The organism is Candidatus Kryptonium sp. (assembly GCA_025060635.1).
Classification (GTDB): domain Bacteria; phylum Bacteroidota; class Ignavibacteria; order Kryptoniales; family Kryptoniaceae; genus Kryptonium.
Map to the genome: position 1 here is coordinate 56,262 of JANXBN010000006.1, position 18,717 is coordinate 74,978.

17 protein-coding genes are annotated in these 18,717 nt (G+C 36.8%); 13 read left to right on the plus strand and 4 right to left on the minus strand.

Features of this window, described 5'->3' with window-relative positions:
• Window positions 1-11 precede the first annotated feature (11 nt).
• The 13 genes from NZ923_08380 (at window position 12) to ccsA (ending at window position 13,128) form a co-directional block, all read left to right on the plus strand.
• Window positions 12-1,121 carry a hypothetical protein gene (locus NZ923_08380; protein MCS7230032.1) on the plus strand — a complete coding sequence of 370 codons (1,110 nt, stop codon included), beginning with the start codon at window positions 12-14 and terminating at the stop codon, window positions 1,119-1,121.
• Between the two features lie 20 nt (window positions 1,122-1,141).
• A complete protein-coding gene (locus NZ923_08385) occupies window positions 1,142-2,422 on the plus strand; it encodes a Glu/Leu/Phe/Val dehydrogenase (GenBank protein MCS7230033.1) in 1,281 nt (426 codons plus the stop codon).
• Complete coding sequence (locus tag NZ923_08390; protein MCS7230034.1) at window positions 2,415-2,993, plus strand: hypothetical protein; 579 nt, start codon at window positions 2,415-2,417, stop codon at window positions 2,991-2,993. The genes NZ923_08385 and NZ923_08390 overlap by 8 nt, the downstream gene beginning before the upstream one ends.
• 18 nt (window positions 2,994-3,011) lie before the next feature.
• Window positions 3,012-3,794: an outer membrane protein assembly factor BamD gene (gene bamD / locus NZ923_08395; protein ID MCS7230035.1), complete on the plus strand. Its 783-nt coding sequence runs from the start codon at window positions 3,012-3,014 to the stop codon at window positions 3,792-3,794.
• A gap of 40 nt (window positions 3,795-3,834) precedes the next feature.
• The gene (locus NZ923_08400) at window positions 3,835-4,302 is read left to right on the plus strand and encodes an acyl-CoA thioesterase (protein ID MCS7230036.1); all 468 of its coding nucleotides are present in this window, start codon (window positions 3,835-3,837) and stop codon (window positions 4,300-4,302) included.
• Window positions 4,271-6,418 (plus strand): VCBS repeat-containing protein, encoded by a 2,148-nt coding sequence (locus tag NZ923_08405; protein ID MCS7230037.1) that lies wholly within the window; start codon window positions 4,271-4,273, stop codon window positions 6,416-6,418. The genes NZ923_08400 and NZ923_08405 overlap by 32 nt, the downstream gene beginning before the upstream one ends.
• A complete protein-coding gene (locus tag NZ923_08410; protein ID MCS7230038.1) occupies window positions 6,415-8,079 on the plus strand; it encodes a hypothetical protein in 1,665 nt (554 codons plus the stop codon). Before NZ923_08405 ends, NZ923_08410 begins: the two co-directional genes overlap by 4 nt.
• A 15-nt stretch (window positions 8,080-8,094) precedes the next feature.
• The gene (locus NZ923_08415; GenBank protein ID MCS7230039.1) at window positions 8,095-8,748 is read left to right on the plus strand and encodes an ABC transporter ATP-binding protein; all 654 of its coding nucleotides are present in this window, start codon (window positions 8,095-8,097) and stop codon (window positions 8,746-8,748) included.
• Window positions 8,749-8,764: 16 nt separating this feature from the next.
• Complete coding sequence (locus NZ923_08420) at window positions 8,765-9,403, plus strand: heme exporter protein CcmB (protein ID MCS7230040.1); 639 nt, start codon at window positions 8,765-8,767, stop codon at window positions 9,401-9,403.
• 116 nt (window positions 9,404-9,519) lie between these two features.
• Window positions 9,520-10,251 carry a cytochrome c biogenesis protein gene (locus NZ923_08425; GenBank protein MCS7230041.1) on the plus strand — a complete coding sequence of 244 codons (732 nt, stop codon included), beginning with the start codon at window positions 9,520-9,522 and terminating at the stop codon, window positions 10,249-10,251.
• Window positions 10,248-10,409: a CcmD family protein gene (locus tag NZ923_08430; protein MCS7230042.1), complete on the plus strand. Its 162-nt coding sequence runs from the start codon at window positions 10,248-10,250 to the stop codon at window positions 10,407-10,409. Before NZ923_08425 ends, NZ923_08430 begins: the two co-directional genes overlap by 4 nt.
• Before the next feature lie 3 nt (window positions 10,410-10,412).
• The gene (locus tag NZ923_08435; protein ID MCS7230043.1) at window positions 10,413-10,802 is read left to right on the plus strand and encodes a cytochrome c maturation protein CcmE; all 390 of its coding nucleotides are present in this window, start codon (window positions 10,413-10,415) and stop codon (window positions 10,800-10,802) included.
• Window positions 10,803-10,818: 16 nt separating this feature from the next.
• Window positions 10,819-13,128, plus strand: a complete 2,310-nt coding sequence (gene ccsA, locus NZ923_08440) for a cytochrome c biogenesis protein CcsA (GenBank protein MCS7230044.1) — start codon at window positions 10,819-10,821, stop codon at window positions 13,126-13,128.
• A 166-nt stretch (window positions 13,129-13,294) separates the two neighbouring features.
• Here the strand turns inward: ccsA and hypE are convergent, their stop codons facing one another.
• The 4 genes from hypE to NZ923_08460 form a co-directional block, all read right to left on the minus strand.
• Window positions 13,295-14,344 (minus strand): hydrogenase expression/formation protein HypE, encoded by a 1,050-nt coding sequence (gene hypE / locus NZ923_08445; protein MCS7230045.1) that lies wholly within the window; start codon window positions 14,342-14,344, stop codon window positions 13,295-13,297.
• A gap of 13 nt (window positions 14,345-14,357) precedes the next feature.
• Window positions 14,358-14,603, minus strand: coding sequence for a HypC/HybG/HupF family hydrogenase formation chaperone (locus tag NZ923_08450; protein ID MCS7230046.1), 246 nt, complete (start codon window positions 14,601-14,603; stop codon window positions 14,358-14,360).
• A gap of 69 nt (window positions 14,604-14,672) precedes the next feature.
• Window positions 14,673-15,641, minus strand: coding sequence for a choice-of-anchor D domain-containing protein (locus NZ923_08455; GenBank protein ID MCS7230047.1), 969 nt, complete (start codon window positions 15,639-15,641; stop codon window positions 14,673-14,675).
• A 19-nt stretch (window positions 15,642-15,660) separates the two neighbouring features.
• Window positions 15,661-18,717: a T9SS type A sorting domain-containing protein gene (locus NZ923_08460; GenBank protein ID MCS7230048.1), complete on the minus strand. Its 3,057-nt coding sequence runs from the start codon at window positions 18,715-18,717 to the stop codon at window positions 15,661-15,663.

Consider the following 18,717-nt stretch of genomic DNA (forward strand, 5'->3'; position numbering starts at 1 on the left):
TTAAATAATTAATGCCTGGAATATCCGAGATAAAAGATAAACTTTCGCAAGCTTTTGGCGAGCAGCAGACGAATGTTTTAGTTGAAATCGTTGCTATGCTTTATGAGCAAGTTATAAAGGCGTTTAATTTAGACGAGATAAAGCAAGTTATAAAAGAACTTGCGGAGGCCCAGAAGAAGACAGAGGAAAGATTAAATGCTCTTACCTTAAGATTTGATCAGCTTACAGAGAGAGTTACTCAGCTTGCTGAAGCGCAACGAAAAACCGAAGAGAGATTAAATACTCTTGCCTTTAGAGTTGATCAGCTTGCTGAGAGATTGGAACAGCTTACTCAAAGAGTTGACCAGCTTGCTGAAGCGCAACGAGAAACCGAAGAGAGATTAAATGCTCTTGCCTTTAGAGTTGATCAGCTTGCTGAGGCACAGCGAAAAACCGAAGAGAGATTAAATGCTCTTGCCTTGAGAGTTGATCAGCTTGCTGAGAGATTGGAACAGCTTACTCAAAGAGTTGACCAGATTGCTGAGGCGCAGCGAAAAACCGAAGAGAGATTAAATGCTCTTGCCCTGAGAGTTGATCAGCTTGCTGAGAGATTAGAACAGCTTACTCAAAGAGTTGACCAGCTTGCTGAAGCGCAGCGAGAAACTCAAGAGCAGTTGCAGAAACTCGCTGAGGCGCAAACTAGAGTTGAAGACGCTATCGCTATGTTGCTTGGAAGAATGAAAACTGTAGAAGAGCGACTTGATTGGGTTTTCCATTCAATAGGATTCGCGGTTGAAGATAAATCTTTGCGAGTTCTTCCCGAACTTTTGAAAAAGGAAGGAATTGAAGTTGAAGGAAAACTTATTAGAAAATACTACTGGATCAAAGATGATTACAATCAAATTAATATCTTCGGTTGGGGCAAAAAGAATGGAAGTAAAGTTTTGATCCTTGGTGAGGTTAAGATGAGAGCATCAAAGAAAGAAGTTGACAAATTTCTAAAGATAGCAAATGAAATCAAAAAAAGAGAAGGCGAACCACCTGTTTTTCTCGTTTTTGTTGCTTCAGATTTTCATCCAAATGTTGAAGAGTACCTACAAAGCAAAGGTATAAAATACTATTGGTCATTTGAACTTGATTAAAAACAAAAATCTAAAGTCAAATGTCATACAAAGAACCCGCACCTATCCCAGATATTGAGAATCCATTTGAGTCAATGATGCAAAGATTTGACAAAGCAGCTGAGATCCTCCAGCTTGAGAAAGGGGTTTATGAATTTCTAAAAACCCCGGCTTTACAAGTTATTGTTTCAATACCAATTCAAATGGATGATGGAAGAATTGAAGTTTTTGAAGGTTATCGCGTCATTCATAACTATGCTCTCGGACCCGCAAAAGGTGGAATAAGATATGCTCCAGATGTCACGCTTGATGAAGTCAAAGCACTTGCAGCGTGGATGACATGGAAATGTGCTGTAATGGACATACCGTTTGGAGGAGCAAAGGGAGCTGTCAAATGCGATCCAAGAAAATTAACAAAAATTGAATTGGAAAAAATAACACGCAGATATACAGCAAATCTTCTTGATATTATCGGACCAGATAAAGACATACCAGCACCTGATCTTAACACTGATGAACAGATAATGGCTTGGATAATGGATACATATAGCATGCATGTCAGAAGAACAGAAAGAGCGGTTGTTACTGGAAAACCTCTCATACTTGGCGGTTCACCAGGTAGGCGTGAAGCAACAGGACGGGGCGTTATGATCGCAACGCTTGCAGCAATGAAAAAACTGAATCTAGATCCGAAAAAATCAACCGCTGTTATTCAAGGTTTTGGAAATGTTGGCTCCGTTTCAGCAAAACTACTTTCTGAACAAGGGCTCAAAATTATCGCTATAAGTGATATAACAGGAGGATATTACAATAAAAAAGGAATTGATGTTGAAAAGGCAATTCAATATGTGCAGAATAACCCAGATAGAACACTTGAAGGTTTTGATGGTGGTGAAAAAATTACAAATGAAGAACTACTTGAACTTGAGTGTGATGTTTTAATTCCAGCTGCGCGTGAAGATCAAATAACTAAATATAATGCTCCAAGAATAAAAGCTAAGTTAATAGTTGAAGGTGCAAACGGTCCAACTACCGCAAGCGCTGATCCAATCCTTGAGGAAAAAGGTATACTCGTTGTTCCAGATATAGTTGCAAATGCCGGTGGAGTTACAGTTTCGTATTTTGAATGGGTGCAAGATAGAATGGGATTCTACTGGACAATTGATATGGTTAATGAGCGACTTGAACAAATGATGCTTTCAGCGTTTGAAAATGTTTATAATACAGCAAAATTGTATGGTATCTCACTACGACTTGGCGCATATGTTCTTGCGGTTGATAAAGTTGCCAAAACTTTGAAACTCCGTGGAATTTATGGATGATATTTTTCGTAAAATTTTTATTCTTTCTATCTTTTTAAACTTTTCGTTCGCGCAAACGCAAACAAACTTTGAGGTAATTGACAGTTTACTAAATTCAATTGTTGGTGAAATTTCAGAGCAAATAAGGTCAGATAAAATAAAAGTTGAAACCAGCTTACAAAACAAGGTAATAGAGAATAGAATCCTGAACTCGTTTTCCAAAAGATTTGCACTTTATATAAACGATGATGCTGATGCTATTCTTGTTCGCCTTGATGCTTTCAAAAGTAGAATTAAGTATGCTCCAGTATCAAGAGGCTTGTTCAGAAAATTTGTTAATAGACGCGTGGAAATAAATTTATATTGCTCCGTAATTCAAGATGGAAAGGTTTTGTTTAGTCGTGATTTCAAGAGGGAGCATTCCGATTATGTTAAAGATGATGCAATTCAGGATCTTGAAGATGAAAGCTTTGACTTTACACGAGGCGAATTTATTGGAAATACATTAACAATTGACAAACTGCTTGAGGTAGCTGTCCTTGTTTTATCGGTTGGGATCTCAATTTATCTTCTTTTTGCTGTGAGAAAATAAATCTTTTGGAAAGAAGAAATGTCAAAATTCAAAATTATTTTACTGCTAATTATACCCTTCGCTGTTCTGATTTTAGGTTGCTCGTCATCAAAAGAGATCGCGAACCTGTCAGCTGAGGACAGATTTGAAATAGGTAAGGACAAATTTGATAGGAAGAAATATCTTGATGCAATTGAAGATTTCAAGTATATCCTGATTCAATATCCTGGGAGCGCAGTTGCGGACGATGCCCAGTTTTATCTTGCGGAGTGTTATTACAATCGGGGTGAATATCTACTTGCCTCGTCCGAGTACGAAAATCTCATAAGGGGTTATCCATCAAGTGAATATGTTCCAGTGTCAAGATATAAGCTTGGCCTTTGTTACTATAATCTTTCTCCTAAATCAGAACTTGATCAAACATATACATATAAAGCAATAGATGCGCTTCAAGGATTTATTGAGTATCATCCGACAAACGAATATGTTCAAGATGCGGAGAGAAAAATGATTGAACTTGTAAATAAACTTGCAAAAAGAGATTACGAAACTGGCTTGTTCTATATGCGAAGGGAGTTTTACAAAGCGGCTATGATCTACTTTGATTCTGTCATTGAAAAATATCCCGATTCAGATTACCTTGAAAAGGCATATGCTAGTAAAATTGAATGTTTATTGAAAAGAGAAGATTATACCGAGGCAATAAGAATTGCTGAGGAATTTGAACGAAAGTTCCCATCAAGCGAGCTTATTGATAAGGTCAGGAGAATAAAGGAAGAGGCGAAATCACATGTTGGAAAAGAATTACAAACAGGAAGATAAAGTTGAAAAAGCCAAACGCGTGAAAGATTCTCAAGTTGAAATGACGGAGCTCATTTTGCCAAGCGATGCAAATCCGTTTGGATTTTTGTTAGGTGGAAGGTTAATGCATTGGATTGATATCTGTGCAGCAATGTCTGCGATGAAACACGCAGGCAAAGTTGTTGTAACCGCAAGCGTGGATGAGCTGAATTTTCTCTGTCCAATAAAAATTGGAGAAGTCGTCATCTTAAAAGCGTCCGTTAATCGTGTGTTCAGAACTTCAATGGAGGTTGGGGTGAAAGTTTTTGCGATGAATCCGCTCACTGGCGAGTTAAGGCATGCTAATTCTGCTTATTTAACATTTGTAGCAATAGACGAAACGGGAAAACCTGTCCCAGTGCCTCCGATACTTCCCGAGACGGAAGAAGAAATAAGAAGGTATGAGGAAGCACTTATAAGACGAGAACAAAGATTGAAGCACAAAGAAGAACTTAAAAATGCCCGAAAACAAAGAGTTGAAAATCAATAGATTTTTTCTCTATCTGTTTGCTTTTTACATTGAAATTTTAATATCTCAAAATAAACCTTTCCCAGTTTTTTTTATAAGTGAGATTCCGCTCCCAGAAGGCGCTTCTGCTTTTTCGGTTGGAAATTTAAATAGTGATAATTTTCGTGATATAGTTGCTATCTCTCGCCGTGCGATAACTTGTTTAGAAAATAATCAAAAAAGAGAATTTAACTTTTATTATAGCATTCCAATAAGAGAGAAGCCATCGGATGTTAAGCTTGAAGATATTGATAACGATGGCGAATCCGAAATTATAGTGGTTTACCGCGCAAACTCAACAATTGAAATTTTTAAAAAAGACACGCTTGGCTTTAAAAAGTTTACCTCTTTTGAAACAGGTATCTATCCAGATATGCTTATGTGTTCGGATATTGATTTAAACGGATATGCAGATTTGATAACAGTTGGGAAAATAATGCTCGGTATAACTGTCAATTATCAAATGGCTCCATATGAATTTTCAACGCCTGTTAATTTTCTCCCTAAGATACCTTTCAAAAAAGTGCAAATAGTTGATTTAAACTATGATGGTGTTCCAGACCTCGCTGGGATTGATTGGCTTAATAACTTGCTTGTCATCTCGTACGGTAGAGGGGATGGAAGATTCGGGTTAGCATATAACTATAAACTTCCTGAAGAGCCAAATGAGTTCGCAGTTGCTGATTTGGATGGCGATGGCTTATTTGATTATGTGATTTCTTACTATTATCTTGGTGAAGTTCAATTTCATTATACCACTCAAGTTGGGATAAATTCTCGTTTTAGATTTAAAATTTCCAAACCTTCAAAGGTTTCTATCGGCGACTTTAACGGAGATGGTTTTAAAGATGTCGTTGTCAGCAATGGTGAAAAACTTTATGTTTTTTTTAATTCCAAGACAAACTTTGAGAGATATGAATTTTTAAGTGATGGAACTGCTGAGATCAAATGCGTTGATATTGATGGAAATGGAAGAGACGATATAATTGCTCTTGACTCTGTCAGGAACAGATTAAGAATTTTCTACTCCGATGATAAATTCATATTATCCCGGAATTTTGCACTTGCTGTCGGCTCAAGTTCTATGGATCTTGTGGTCGCTGATTTTAATAATGATGGATATATTGATTTTGCCACCGTCGGAGATAGTTTGGGTTTAATCTTCGCATATCAGAATGGTGGGGAATTTACGGTGTATCAAAATCAAAAAAACGGTTTATTTACCGATGTCAAGTTTTCATCTTTTTTAAATACAAACTATCTTTTTTGTTCAAATTACGAAACTGGGGCTGTTTCCCTATTTCGCTTCAGCGATGAAAAAAAGGTGAGCGAAATTTTTAAATACAATTTTGATAAACCAAGGCAAATTTTTATCGGGATGTCTGCTGATAAAACGATCGCTATCTTTATTACCATATCTGACTCAAATCTTATTCTGATAAAACCAAAAGGGGAAACAGAGTTTGAAGAAATTAGCATAAAAGAAATTGACAGCACTAAAGTAATTGCTTCAACGGTTGGCGATTTTAATAACGATGGATATTTTGATGTCGCAGTTATAAATCGTGAAGGTGAAAATATCCGATTAAATATATTTGTCAAGGCGAAGGGTAGCGAATATATCAAAGTTTACTCTGGAAATTTAAACAAAATGATAAAGCGTGCTTTTCTTTACACTGACGATTTCAATAGCGATGGTTATCAAGATATACTTGCCTATTACGATTATTCTGAAACAAGAATTTCCGATGGCGAACTAAATCTCTTTCTAAACGATGGAACAGCGAAGTTCAGGGAAAGAAAAAGGATTGATACGCATATCCATCTTTCTACAAGCAAACTTTTGAAGATCGGTGATTTTTCTGGTGATTATAAGAAAGATATCGTCGTTTTTGACAAATTTAGAGATAAAATCTACCTCTATGCGGCTGGTGATAAAGGTTTTGAAAAGAAACAAGTATATTATACATCAGGAAATAAAATCAATGCAATCGGTGTTGCCGATGTTAATCATGATGGATTTCTTGATTTGATTTTACTTAACGGAGCAAATGGAGGAATTGAATTTTTAATAAACAAAAATGGTCAGTTTGAATGAAAATTCTTTTGCTTTTGTTTGTTATCTCAAGTTTACTGTTTTCGCAGAATGAAAAGATTGAACGAATTTATTATACGATTTGCGATAGAGCTGGAATTGATGTGAGCAAACCTTTTGACTTTAAGCCATTTGATACAGGTAAATGTGGATTTAATCTTTATGTTGAAGCGGGGAAAAATTGGGATAGTTTTAGCGAGCTTCAAAAGACGAACATAAAGAAATCTTTAGAGAGACCACGACTTCAGGCGAGCGTCTTGTCCCCAAGCAAAAAATTTAGAATTCACTTTGACACGACGGGGGTAAATGAGCCATTTTTATTTGATCAAAATGGAAGCAGGATCCCGAACTCGTGGAAAATGTATGTTGATTCTGTTGCAAAGTATATAGATTCAGTTTACAATGTTGAGGTAAATTTATTAGGTTTTGAGTTTGACTTTAACGATAACGGCGCTGGGGGTGGGAATGAATATGATATTTATATTCAAGATCTTGATGATGGTCTTTATGGTGAAACGGTCTTTGATCCTTCAAGTCCTCTGCCCAGAGGTGGAGTTGCGAAAAGATATCTGAGCTATATGAGAATTGATAACTCATATTATGAGACTTCTTATTATACTCGTGGTATAGATGGTTTAAAAGTGACGCTTGCACACGAATTTGGGCATGCAGTTCAAATTTTATCTTACGGGCTTTGGTTTGAAGATATTTGGTTTTATGAAATGACCTCCACTTGGCTTGAAGAGGTCGTCTTTGACGAGGTGAATGACTACTATGCTTATATTCCAAAGTTTTTCAGATCAACAAAAACTCCAATTTATCTTCAAGATGGTTACTCTCTTGTTGTCCTTGGGATATTTCTACAAGGAAGATTTACACATAGGATAATGGTAAAGGCGTGGGAGAACATAAGAAATTATACTCCTCTTTTATCGCTTGAGTTCGCACTAAATTTCTTCAATAGCAGTTTGAAGCGTGAGTTTGTTGAGTTTTCACTCTGGAACTATTACACTGGCAGTAGAGCGAAAACTGGATATTACTACAAAGAAGCTAAAAATTATCCTGAAATTAGGTTTGAAACGCAACCTGTTGTTATAACATCAAATGAGGCAATGGTGGAAAATTCCACTGGGGCGCTCTCAACACAATATTATAAGTTCATTTGGCGAAGTGATACGATTATTGCGATAATTTCAAATGTTAATTTGAATTCTGCGTTTGCTCGTTTTGAGGACGAGTTTATTTTTCAATATCACATAACAACTGGAACTTATGAAGGTTATACAACGCTTGGCAACGGTCTGAGGGCAAAATTAAAAGTTTCAGATTTTGATAATTGGGGGAATTTAAATATCTTAAACTCACGAGTTGCGTTAGCCAAGGATGCAAATGTTTTCCCCAATCCTTTTTACGCTGATGGTGTTGAAAAAATTTTGATACCTGTTGATCCAAATGTCCAGGAAGTTGAATTGAAAATTTTTACTGCTGGTCTTGATCTTGTTTATTCTGCAAAATTAAAACCTGAATTTAATCTTGGAGATTATTTTGTAAGTTGGAATGGAAGAGATGGAAATGGCGAGCTTGTTAAAAGTGGAGTTTACATTTATTTTGTAAATTCGGGTAAAGTTGAAAAAATCGGTAAGTTTGTATTGATAAGAAAGTGAACGAAGGATTTTTAAGTGGAATTTAAATTAATAGGTAAGGACATAAGAAAAAATTTTGGTCGCTTGCTCGTTTTTGATTCAGTTAATTTTGAACTTGGTATAGGCTCATCACTTGCCATTGCTGGGAGAAACGGTTCTGGCAAGTCAACGCTTGTTAAGATAATTGCTGGACTTTTAAGCCCAAGCTCTGGCGAGGTAATTTATCAAATTGATGGAAAGAAAATTGATAAACTTGAATGGTTTAAGTATGTTGGATTTGTTGCTCCATATCTTCAACTATATGACGAATTTACGGGTTATGAAAATATTGAAATACTTGCAAAGATAAGAGGTTTAAGAAACTACAAGGAAAAGATAAATGAGGTTTTAGAACTTGTAAATTTGTATTCTCGTCGTAATGATCTTGTTCGCGGTTATTCATCAGGAATGAAACAGCGTTTAAAATACGCCTGTGCACTTCTTCACGAGCCGATGGTTTTGATACTTGATGAACCTACTTCAAACCTTGACTCAGAAGGTGTTGAGATGGTGTGGGCATTAGCAGAGAAACAAAAGAAAAAGGGAATTCTGATCGTTGCCACAAATGAACCAGAAGAACTGCAAATGTGTGATGATGTTGTAAATCTTGATGAATTAAAACAAAAAGTGAAAAATCAAATTGTTAGGTAGCGTTTGGGCAATTTTTTTGAAAGATTTAAAGTCGGAGCTCAGAACAAGATATGCTTTAAATGCTTTAATCATGTTCGTCGTGGTCACGATTTCAATGCTTCTGTTTGCCACCGCTGGTGAAGTTTTGAGCGCTGAATTGCTTTCGGGATTGCTTTGGGTTGTCATATTTTTCTCTGCGATGTCCGGGCTTTCAAGGACATTTGTAAGTGAGGAGGATAGAGGAACTGTTATTTTCCTTCAACTTTCAGCACGACCAAGCGTTGTGTATTTTGGTAAATTGCTTTTTAATCTCGTTTTGATTTTTGGGATCAATTTTTTCGTTGTTGTGGCTTATCTTTTAACTATGGAAAATTTCAAGGTTAGAAGTTTTGATGTTTTTCTTGTTGCTTTGATCCTCGGAGGCATGGGGCTTGCTTCAACATCAACTATAATTGCAGCAATAATTGCAAAGGCAAATACGAAAGGAACACTTTATCCAGTGCTCTCTTTTCCGATCCTTTTGCCACTTCTAATTACAGCGATAAATATGACACAGCTTTCAATTGAGGGTGCAAGTCTTGCAGAGACGACGGGACACTTAAGGATTTTGTTTTCTTATTTTTTTGTTGTTATAATTGCGTCATATCTTTTATTTGACTATATCTGGAAGGAATAAATTGTGTGTCGGTTTTGTTTTATTTATTGAACAGCGTTGAAAATTTAGACAAAAATTGTCTTGGATTGTGCAAAATTGGCTAAAAATCAATACTTTAATGTTTGGCACACGAGTTGTTGAAAATAAATGACGATAAAAAACATAGAGCGAAAAATTTGATGCTAATTTGGAAAATCCTGTTAGGTTTATATATTGCGATAATAACGGTTCTTGCGTTCGTTATTCCTATCGGGTTTATTCCTGGGCTTGGGGAAAGAGCGAGGATAATTTTTTTGCATGTCCCATCGGCATGGTTGAGTGTTATTGCTTTTTTCGTATCAATGATTTATGGAATTCGTTATCTTAGGACAAGAAATATATTTGAAGATGTTAAGTCAGCGTCCTCGGCAGAAATTGGATTTTTATTTTGTCTTATTACAACTGTAACTGGTGCTATTTGGGCGAAATTTAACTGGGGTTCTTTTTGGAATTGGGATCCTCGTCAGACATCAATTTTTGTTCTTCTCTTGATCTATGGTGCGTATTTTGTTTTAAGATCAGCGATTGAAATTGAGGAAAGAAAAGCAACTCTTTCTGCGGTTTATTCAATAATTGCTTTCGTCACTGTTCCGTTTTTCATTTTCATAATGCCAAGAATGATGCCGGGATTGCATCCAGGTTCAAAAGGGGATCCTGAAGGTGCAGGTCCTGTTTTGACTTTTAAGATGGATCCAAATATGAGAATTCTCTTCTTTGCTTCTTTAATTGGTTTTACGCTTTTATATCTTTGGATCTTTAAACTTCGCTCAAAAACGGAGGTTTTGAAAATCAAAATTGAAAACAAACTGTATCAGGAGGTTCAAAATTGAGCGTATATGAATTTCTTGAAAAGAACTCTATTTACCTTGTTTTAATCATTGCGTTGATCGTTTGGCTTTCGGTGTTTGTTTATCTAATAAGGGTTGATGTTAAATTGAAAAAGCTTGAAGATGAGTTCTCAAAGATTGAAAACCAAGGAGGAGGTTGAGAGATGAGGTTGAAAGTTATAATTGGCTCAATTCTCATCATCGGCTTTATAATTTTCGGAGCTTATTCCTTCATTGAAAGTAATGTTAAATACGCAACAATAGAGGAAGCAAAAAAGACAACTAAAAAAGTTCAAATAGTCGGCGAGTGGGTAAGAGACAGGGAAAGCTATTATGATACGAGAAGGCATCAGTTTATCTTTTATCTCAAAGATGACAATGGTGATATTGTAAAAGTTGTTCATCAAGGAGCGAAGCCAAATAATTTTGAAATTGCTTCTCATGTTGTTGTTAAAGGTCGTTATGTTAATGGGATTTTTGAATCGCAGGAGATTTTGACAAAATGCCCATCTAAATATCAATCTGCCGACGCGCTGAAACAATATCAAAACTAAATTTGGAGAGTTCAAAATGACAGGTAGAATTTTAATATATATTGCTTTCGCAACAGCTCTTTTTGCAGCGATTGGATATTATCTTGGTTTCAGAGGTAGAAGGGAATTAATAACAAAGGCAAGGGTAAGCTATCATATTTCTGCTGTAACTGTTATACTTGCTTCAGCTCTTTTGCTTTATTTCATCTTAACGCATCAGTTTCAATATACTTATATTTGGAGTTATAGTTCAACCGATTTATCTACCCCACTTTTGATCTCAACATTTTATGCTGGTCAAGAGGGGAGCATTTTACTTTGGACATTCTACACTGCGATACTTGGTTTGTTTTTAATGGGGTATTCAAGGCGTAATGGTTATGAACCGGAAGTTATGAGTGTTTATTCACTTATCAAAGCTTTTCTTCTTTTAATGTTGATTGTCAAAAGTCCGTTTGAATATGTATGGGAGACATGGCCTAAGGAAGTTCACGAGGGATTTATTCCACCTGAGGGTCGCGGTTTAAATCCACTTCTTCAGAATTTCTGGATGGTAATTCATCCGCCTATAATTTTCATTGGTTTTGCTGCGATGGCTATACCTTATTCTCATGCTATAGCTGCTCTCTTAAGGCGTGAGTATATTACTTGGGTTAAACCGGCACTACCTTGGACTATCTTTGCAGCTTTGACGCTTGGAGCAGGGCTTGCAATTGGTGGTTTCTGGGCTTATGAGACGCTTGGATGGGGTGGATTTTGGGGTTGGGATCCAGTTGAAAATTCTTCACTTGTCCCGTGGCTTATAGCCGTTGGAACTATTCACACGATGCTTGTTCAGAAAAGAACAGGTGCATTTGCACGGTGGAATCTTGGAATGTCAATTCTTGCTTTTATTCTTATCCTATACAGCACATTTTTGACAAGAAGTGGAATCCTCGGTGATACCTCTGTTCATTCTTTCGTTGATCCTGGAATGTGGGTTTATACGCTTTTGATTACACTTATAGTTGTCTTTTCTGGTATTGGTTTCGGCTTGCTATTTGCAAGAAGAAAGGAAATACCGAAGGTAAAAGTTGAAGCAGATCTTTTATCAAGAGAATATAATCTTTTCCTTGCCTCCGTTATACTTGCTATAATTGCTGCACTTGTGATAGCTGGGACATCTTCACCGATCATAACGAAAATCTTTCAAGGCAAAGCAAGCGCCGTTGATATTTCGTATTATAACAAAACTACGCTTCCGCTTGGAATAATAATGGCTTTGCTAATTGGGTTAGCTCAGGTGATGTGGTGGAGAAAGACCAAACCTGAGGCTTTAATGAAAACACTTATGTTTCCAACTGCTGCTTCAACTATTTTCACCTCAATTCTTATAATTGCTGGTGTAAGGGAAATTTTAATGGCACTTTTTGTTTTAACATCATCTTTTGCTTTCTTTGTAAACTTGAGAATCGCCTATAAAATTGCGCGTGGCAATCCAAAATATATCGGAGCTTCTTTAACTCATGTTGGAGTTGGTATATTTTTCCTCGGAGTTATTGCGTCAACAAAATATGATAAAACTCAAATTATCTCATTGCCCAAGGATCAACCTGTCAATGTTTTTGAGTATAAGTTGACATATATCGGAAATCAAAAAATTGATAAGGAAAAAGTTGCTTATAATGTGAAAGTTGAAAAGGGTGGGGATTCGTTTATAGCTCCATTACAGATGTACTTTAGCGAATATAATCAGGGAGTTATGAGACATCCTTATATCTTTAGTTTGCTTAACTATGATATCTTCAGCAATCCGAAACTTCCTGCTTTTCTTATTAAAAACATGCTGACAAACGACCTTTATTTATCTCCAATGAGCTTGGAGAAAAGCACTGGCTTTAATCCTCATTCAACTGGTGACCTTATTATACTAAGCAAGGATCAAGAAAGGACGATCGGTGATTATACCTTAAAATTTATTCGCTTTGATATGACATCGGACGATATGGCGAAAATGATGGCTGGAGAAGATTTTGCAATTGGTGCAGTGATTGAAGTTACATACGGTGGGAAAAAACAACAAGTTATCCCGAAGATTTATTATCGCAACAATGTGCCGGTTCCAGAGGCGGTTAAAATCGGTGATAAACAATTAACATTTGTTAATCTTAATGTTGAAACTGGACAAGTTGCTGTGAGTTTAAAATCAAATGGTGGTAGCTTACAGGTTAAAGATGAACCGGTTGAGGTTTTGGTAATTGAAGCAAGTGTTAAGCCGTTTATAAATTTGGTTTGGTTTGGTGTTTTGGTCATGCTTGCTGGATTTATTGTTTCAATGGTAAGACGAATCTCTGAAGTGAAAAAGTAAAATTTCGCAAAATTGATCTCAAAAAAGGCGTGCTATCAAGCACGCCTTTTTTATTTTAAATCCGTTTCCGCTTGTGGATAATAAGTGTGAGTAAAAAGGAGGAATAATTGGTTTTTTTACTTGCATAGAATTTAACTTGAAGAGCGAAGGTAAAGATTTCTGATTTTTAACATATTCTCGGCAATTGTTCACCAGTAAGCATATCAACGACTCTTTTCCCACCGATGATTGTCTTCATCAGGACAAATCCTGGATGTTCATATGTGACCTCTCCGATAATTTTTGCATCTTTTCCAAGTGGATTCTTCCTCATTGCTTCCAGGACCTTATCTGAATCTTCATTTTTAACAACGACGATTATTTTCCCTTCATTTGCGACATAAAGTGGATCAAGCCCAAGCATCTCGCAGGCTGATTTGACAGGTTCTGGTATTGGTATTTCAGATTCCCAGATTTCAATCCCGACATTTGCTAATTGAGCAAGTTCATTTAGAGCGCTTGAGATACCTCCGCGAGTTGGGTCGCGCATCCAATGAATTTCTCTGCTCGCAGATAGAATGTCTTCAACAAGATGGTTCAATGGCGCTGTATCACTTTCAATTTCTATTTCAAACTCTAATCCTTCGCGCTTTGATAGAATCGCTATCCCATGAAGTCCAATCGGACCATTAATTATGATCTTATCGCCCGGCTTAACTTTTTTAGGAGAAATTTCAACATCATGTTCAATTATTCCAATGCCAGATGTATTTATGAAAATTTTGTCCCCTTTTCCTTTTTCAACTACCTTTGTATCACCAGTCACAAGGATTACTCCAGCTTTTTCGCAGGCTTTTTTCATGCTTTCAACAATTAAGCATAGATCTGATATTGGAAAACCTTCTTCAATTATAAGACCTGCACTTATAAAAAGAGGCTTTGCGCCGCCAACTGCTAAATCATTTACCGTTCCATTTATAGCAAGCTCGCCGATGTTTCCACCAGGAAAAAAAATTGGGTTAACGACATATGAATCTGTTGTGAAAGCAATTTTCAATCCGTTTAGATTTATCACTGCTTGATCACCAAGTTCCGAAAGATATGGATTGTTAAAAGCGGGGAGAAATATGTTTTTTATAAGTTCATGCGTAAGCTTTCCACCGCTTCCATGTCCAAGGAGGATTTTTTCAGCATTTGAAGAAAAGCTCAAGCAATCTGATGTAATTCCCTTACTCATTTTTATGAAAAGTTTATTCTCCAAGTTCATTATTTATGAAGCCAATCCTTTCAAGATAATATAGCATTTCTTGGGCTTCTTGCTCGTTAAGTTTGCTTATTCCAAATCCAACATGAACGACGGTGTAATCTCCAACCTGGGCATCAGGTATATATTCAAGGCAAACAGTTTTAATAACACCTCCAAAATCAACTTTACCCATTTTTAATCCATTTTCTTCAAAGATTTCAATTATCTTTCCAGGAATACCGAGGCACATAGCGTCTTCACTCCGTTTAAGTTTACTGGAAACATTCAGTTATTAAATTTAAAAAGAATAATTTGAAAATTACATCCTGCTCCACATTTCTTGGATTTGTCTTAGTAGTATAGTTGGATCTGTTGAGTGAGGTGCTCCAGCAGGATTAATTATATCAAGTTGTCTTGCTGCGTTTTGAAAATCTCCAAGTGTATAATACGATTGTGCAAGAACGAGGCGAAGGCGTCTGTGATGTACGCGATTGTCATATGTAAATACATAGTTTGAATTTGCATTTAAAACTTCAAGTGCTCTTTGAATTGCGGATGGAAATTCGTTTAAAGCATGGTGAACGAAAGCAAGCCCCGCTCTTGAATCAATAGATACTTTTTGAGACACATTTTGGCGAGCAAGGGCGCTTAACAAATCATTTTTTGCAAGTTGGAAATCACGGTTGTAAGCTCTTGACCAACCACGACCACATTCCGCTTCTGCTTGTAAACTGTCATATCTTGAGCTCGTTCGTGCAAGAGAAATGGCGGAATCAAATTTTGCATAAGCTTCATTATAATTTCTATTGCTAAAAGCTTGCCAGCCAGATTGGATCAAAGAAGATATTCTAACTATGGTGGCATCGCCATTTCCAATTAGCTGAACCGTCAAAGGCGATGTTGAATTTGTCGCGTTATGTGTAATTGATAGCGCTCCAGCAAACGCGCCGTCAGATGTAGGGGCAAATCTCACGAAAACGATTAACGATTCACCAGGGGAAAGATTAAATTGCGTCGCCCCCTGAAGCGTAAATCCAGCTCCACTTATGCTCATTGCCCCTGTCAATCGTCCTGTTGAATTATTTTGATTTTTTATCACAACTTGCATGTCTTTAAATTGATTTAGCGGAACATATCCGAAGTTTATTGAACTTGGTGATATGCTTATGTAAATCGCTTCACTTGGTCCGGATGGTTGTTTTTTGCAACTTGGAAATACAATAAGCATGGCGAAAATGGAAACGAAACTTAAAACTGAAATTAATGTTGATTTGAAAATCTTTTTCATAGATTTATCTCCCGTTTGTTTATTTTGTCAAAACCATTTTTAATGTCTTGCTGAAATTGCCAGCTGTTATTCTGTAGAAGTAAATACCGGATGGTGCAACTTTACCTGAATTATCTTTTCCATCCCATACAACCGTATATCTACCTGCGTTTTTGAATTCATTAACAAGGGTTCTGATCTCCTGACCAATGATGTTATAGATTTTTAGTGTGACGAATTCATCTTCTGGGAGATCAAATGATATACTTGTTGATGGATTAAATGGATTTGGATAATTTTGATAAAGTTCAAACTTTTTCGGGATATCAACCAGCTGAGGTGTATTTGTCACAACTTCGCTTTTTCTTGTGACAATGAAATGCCCGAGTTTATTTATTTCCGCCGTGATGAAATCCCCTGAATTTGACACTGTTGAAACCAATCCAACCCATCTTGAACCATCCCAATATGCGATCGTAAGATCTTCTCTCGGAATTCCTGAGATTTTGTTGGGATCAAGATAAATTTTGATTGTCGCTGGCTTGTTAAGTGCATATCCAACTGGGCTTAGTGTGTAAATTGAACTTAATTTTGTTGCAATTGAATTTTCAATCTCTGTGTTCAAAACATCTGAATTTCCAGCAAATGAGATCACATAGATATTATCACGAAGCGAATTTCTACCAAATTCTGCTTCCATTTTCCCATCGGTTGAAACAATGTTACCACCATCTGTGGATCGCAAGAATTGAACATTGAAAGTATATGCCGTATCTGAGTAAATAAAACCATATTTCGTCGTTCCTCTTACTCTTATTTCAATTGTTCCGCTTGATGTAAGAGTGATATTATTGTCAACGAAGACCCTATCACCTGAATTCGGAACTAATTGAAAGTTCAGGTTTACAACTCTTGAACCCTGTGTTAGGGTACCTGAAAGATTACTTCTGTTGAGTTTTGAAGGGCTTGCAACGAAAACATCAAGCTGTTCACTAAATATCGGGTTCTGGAAAAATCCGACAATCAATCTCGGTCTTGTTGTATCAGTATAAGCGAAAGTTGCTCTCATCATCATATTCCAACCTCTTAAAGAAACCGTTGTCCCACCACTTGATACCTGAAGGTTTTCCATTGGAACCCAAGTGTTTGGATTTGATGGATGTGTCGGACCAAAGAAGGCATAAGTATAATTAACCTTCGTAGTGCTGTCCATACCAACATAAGTTCCAATCGTATCGTCAGGATCTTCAGTAAAGCCAATATATATCGTTCCAAGGTTTCTAAGCTGAGAAGCGTATGGAGTAAGGTCAATTGTTAAAAACTGTCCATCATAGCCAGCTCTATTTGTTGAGTAGATAAACGGTGTAATTATGTTATTTCCAGGAAGCCCATTGTTATCTGCCCAAACATGGAAATAGAAATCCTTTGGAGCTGTTGGTGGAATGTTTGAGCCAGAGAATTCATGAGCGAATGCTGCGAGTATTTTTGCGGAAACAAGTTGATTTACGCTAACCTCAGGGATAAATTTAACAGCCCATCCATACCCAGCTCTATTATTTCCAAATCCAAGGAAGTTTGCTTGACCAACAAATCTATCTGGATTGCCATCGTCATAAGCAACTTCAACATAGTGAGCAATTTGTCTTCCTTGCGAAGTGTATGAATAAGTTGCAGATGTTGAACCTGTATTCATTACAACAAAAACTACTGTTCTAACAGAGCTTCCAAATTCGGGGACTTGGAACTGAACCCCAGGAGTAACATCAACGACTTGTTTTACAGACGGTCCAAGCTTTATGGCTTTTATTTGAACAAGTGCTGATGTAGTTGTGAATGTCACCTTTAAAGATTCACCGTAGATAAAAGCGATGTAATCAACAGCATAGCCGTAAACAGATTGATTTGTGACATTTACATTTGGATCAGTATGAGAATTTGCTTCCGATGGTCTTCCGGAAATAGGATAAGTATAGCCATAACTCGGGCTTACGGTTTTATCATTGAGATAATTTGCGATAAACCAATTAGTTAAAATTTGTGTAAATGTTCTTCCTTTTGTCGTGAAAACGGTATTTAACCCAACTGCACCATCTCCGGGTTCTTGGACAACACTTTTTAGAATATCATCCCCAAGTTGTTCCGTATAATAAAGTGTAAAGAGCGCAGCTCTTGCATAATCTGAGAGAACATCACCACTTATATTATTCCAGTCAAAAAGTGGAACATCAACTTTTGAGAAATATCTTGATGGACTTCTTAAGGAATATCCGCAAATAACTTCGGAAACCTCTGATAAACCTTCGTTTACAAATGTTACTTCATTTCTATCATAATTGTAATGGATCAAATGCTGATATTCATGCGCAAGTGTGCTTAAAGGTCTTTGTGGATCTCTTACATTATTGTAGAAGATACCTGGGTAGGAGTCAATGTAAAGTATATCTCTGCGATTACTTCCAGTGTTATCTGTTTGATCCCATGAGAAGAAAAAGCCAGCAACATAGCTTCCACCAGGTTGCCAGCCATCTTTTATATCAGTTATCAGAAAATCTGTTTTCCCATCGCCATCTTTATTTGGAGGATTTCCAAAGTATTGATGCATAATCCGAACTATTCCCCAGTTAGGGTTCCGTGATCCACTTGGCGTTTTGTTTTCAAGAGCGTTCAGGATTGCGTTAACCTCAGTTTGGGTTACATAACCATTATTTAGGTCTGTGACATCAACCCACACTTGAGTTAGGCTGCCAACCCCTCTTAATTCTGCAGTGATATTATCAAACTGTTGAGTCACAAGATTGTAAACGAAGAAGCTTCTTCTTGTTCCAACAGTGTCTGATGTTTTTTGAGGAACCGTCTTCTCAAGCAGTGCCTTTTGCATTAAGGCATAGACCTCGGGATTGTAAATTCGCGTGTTTTCAAGCGCTTGTTTTGCTACTTCATCAGTTAAAAGCGTCGTTACACATATAGAAGTACCGATCTCATCAGATGAACTTTCAAGTGTCGCCTTTGCTATCTCTGGAGTTTTATGCAGTTGTTGGGTGAACGAAAGGTTTACAAAGAAATAAAGAAGCAGAAAATACCAAATTTTCGCCAGCAT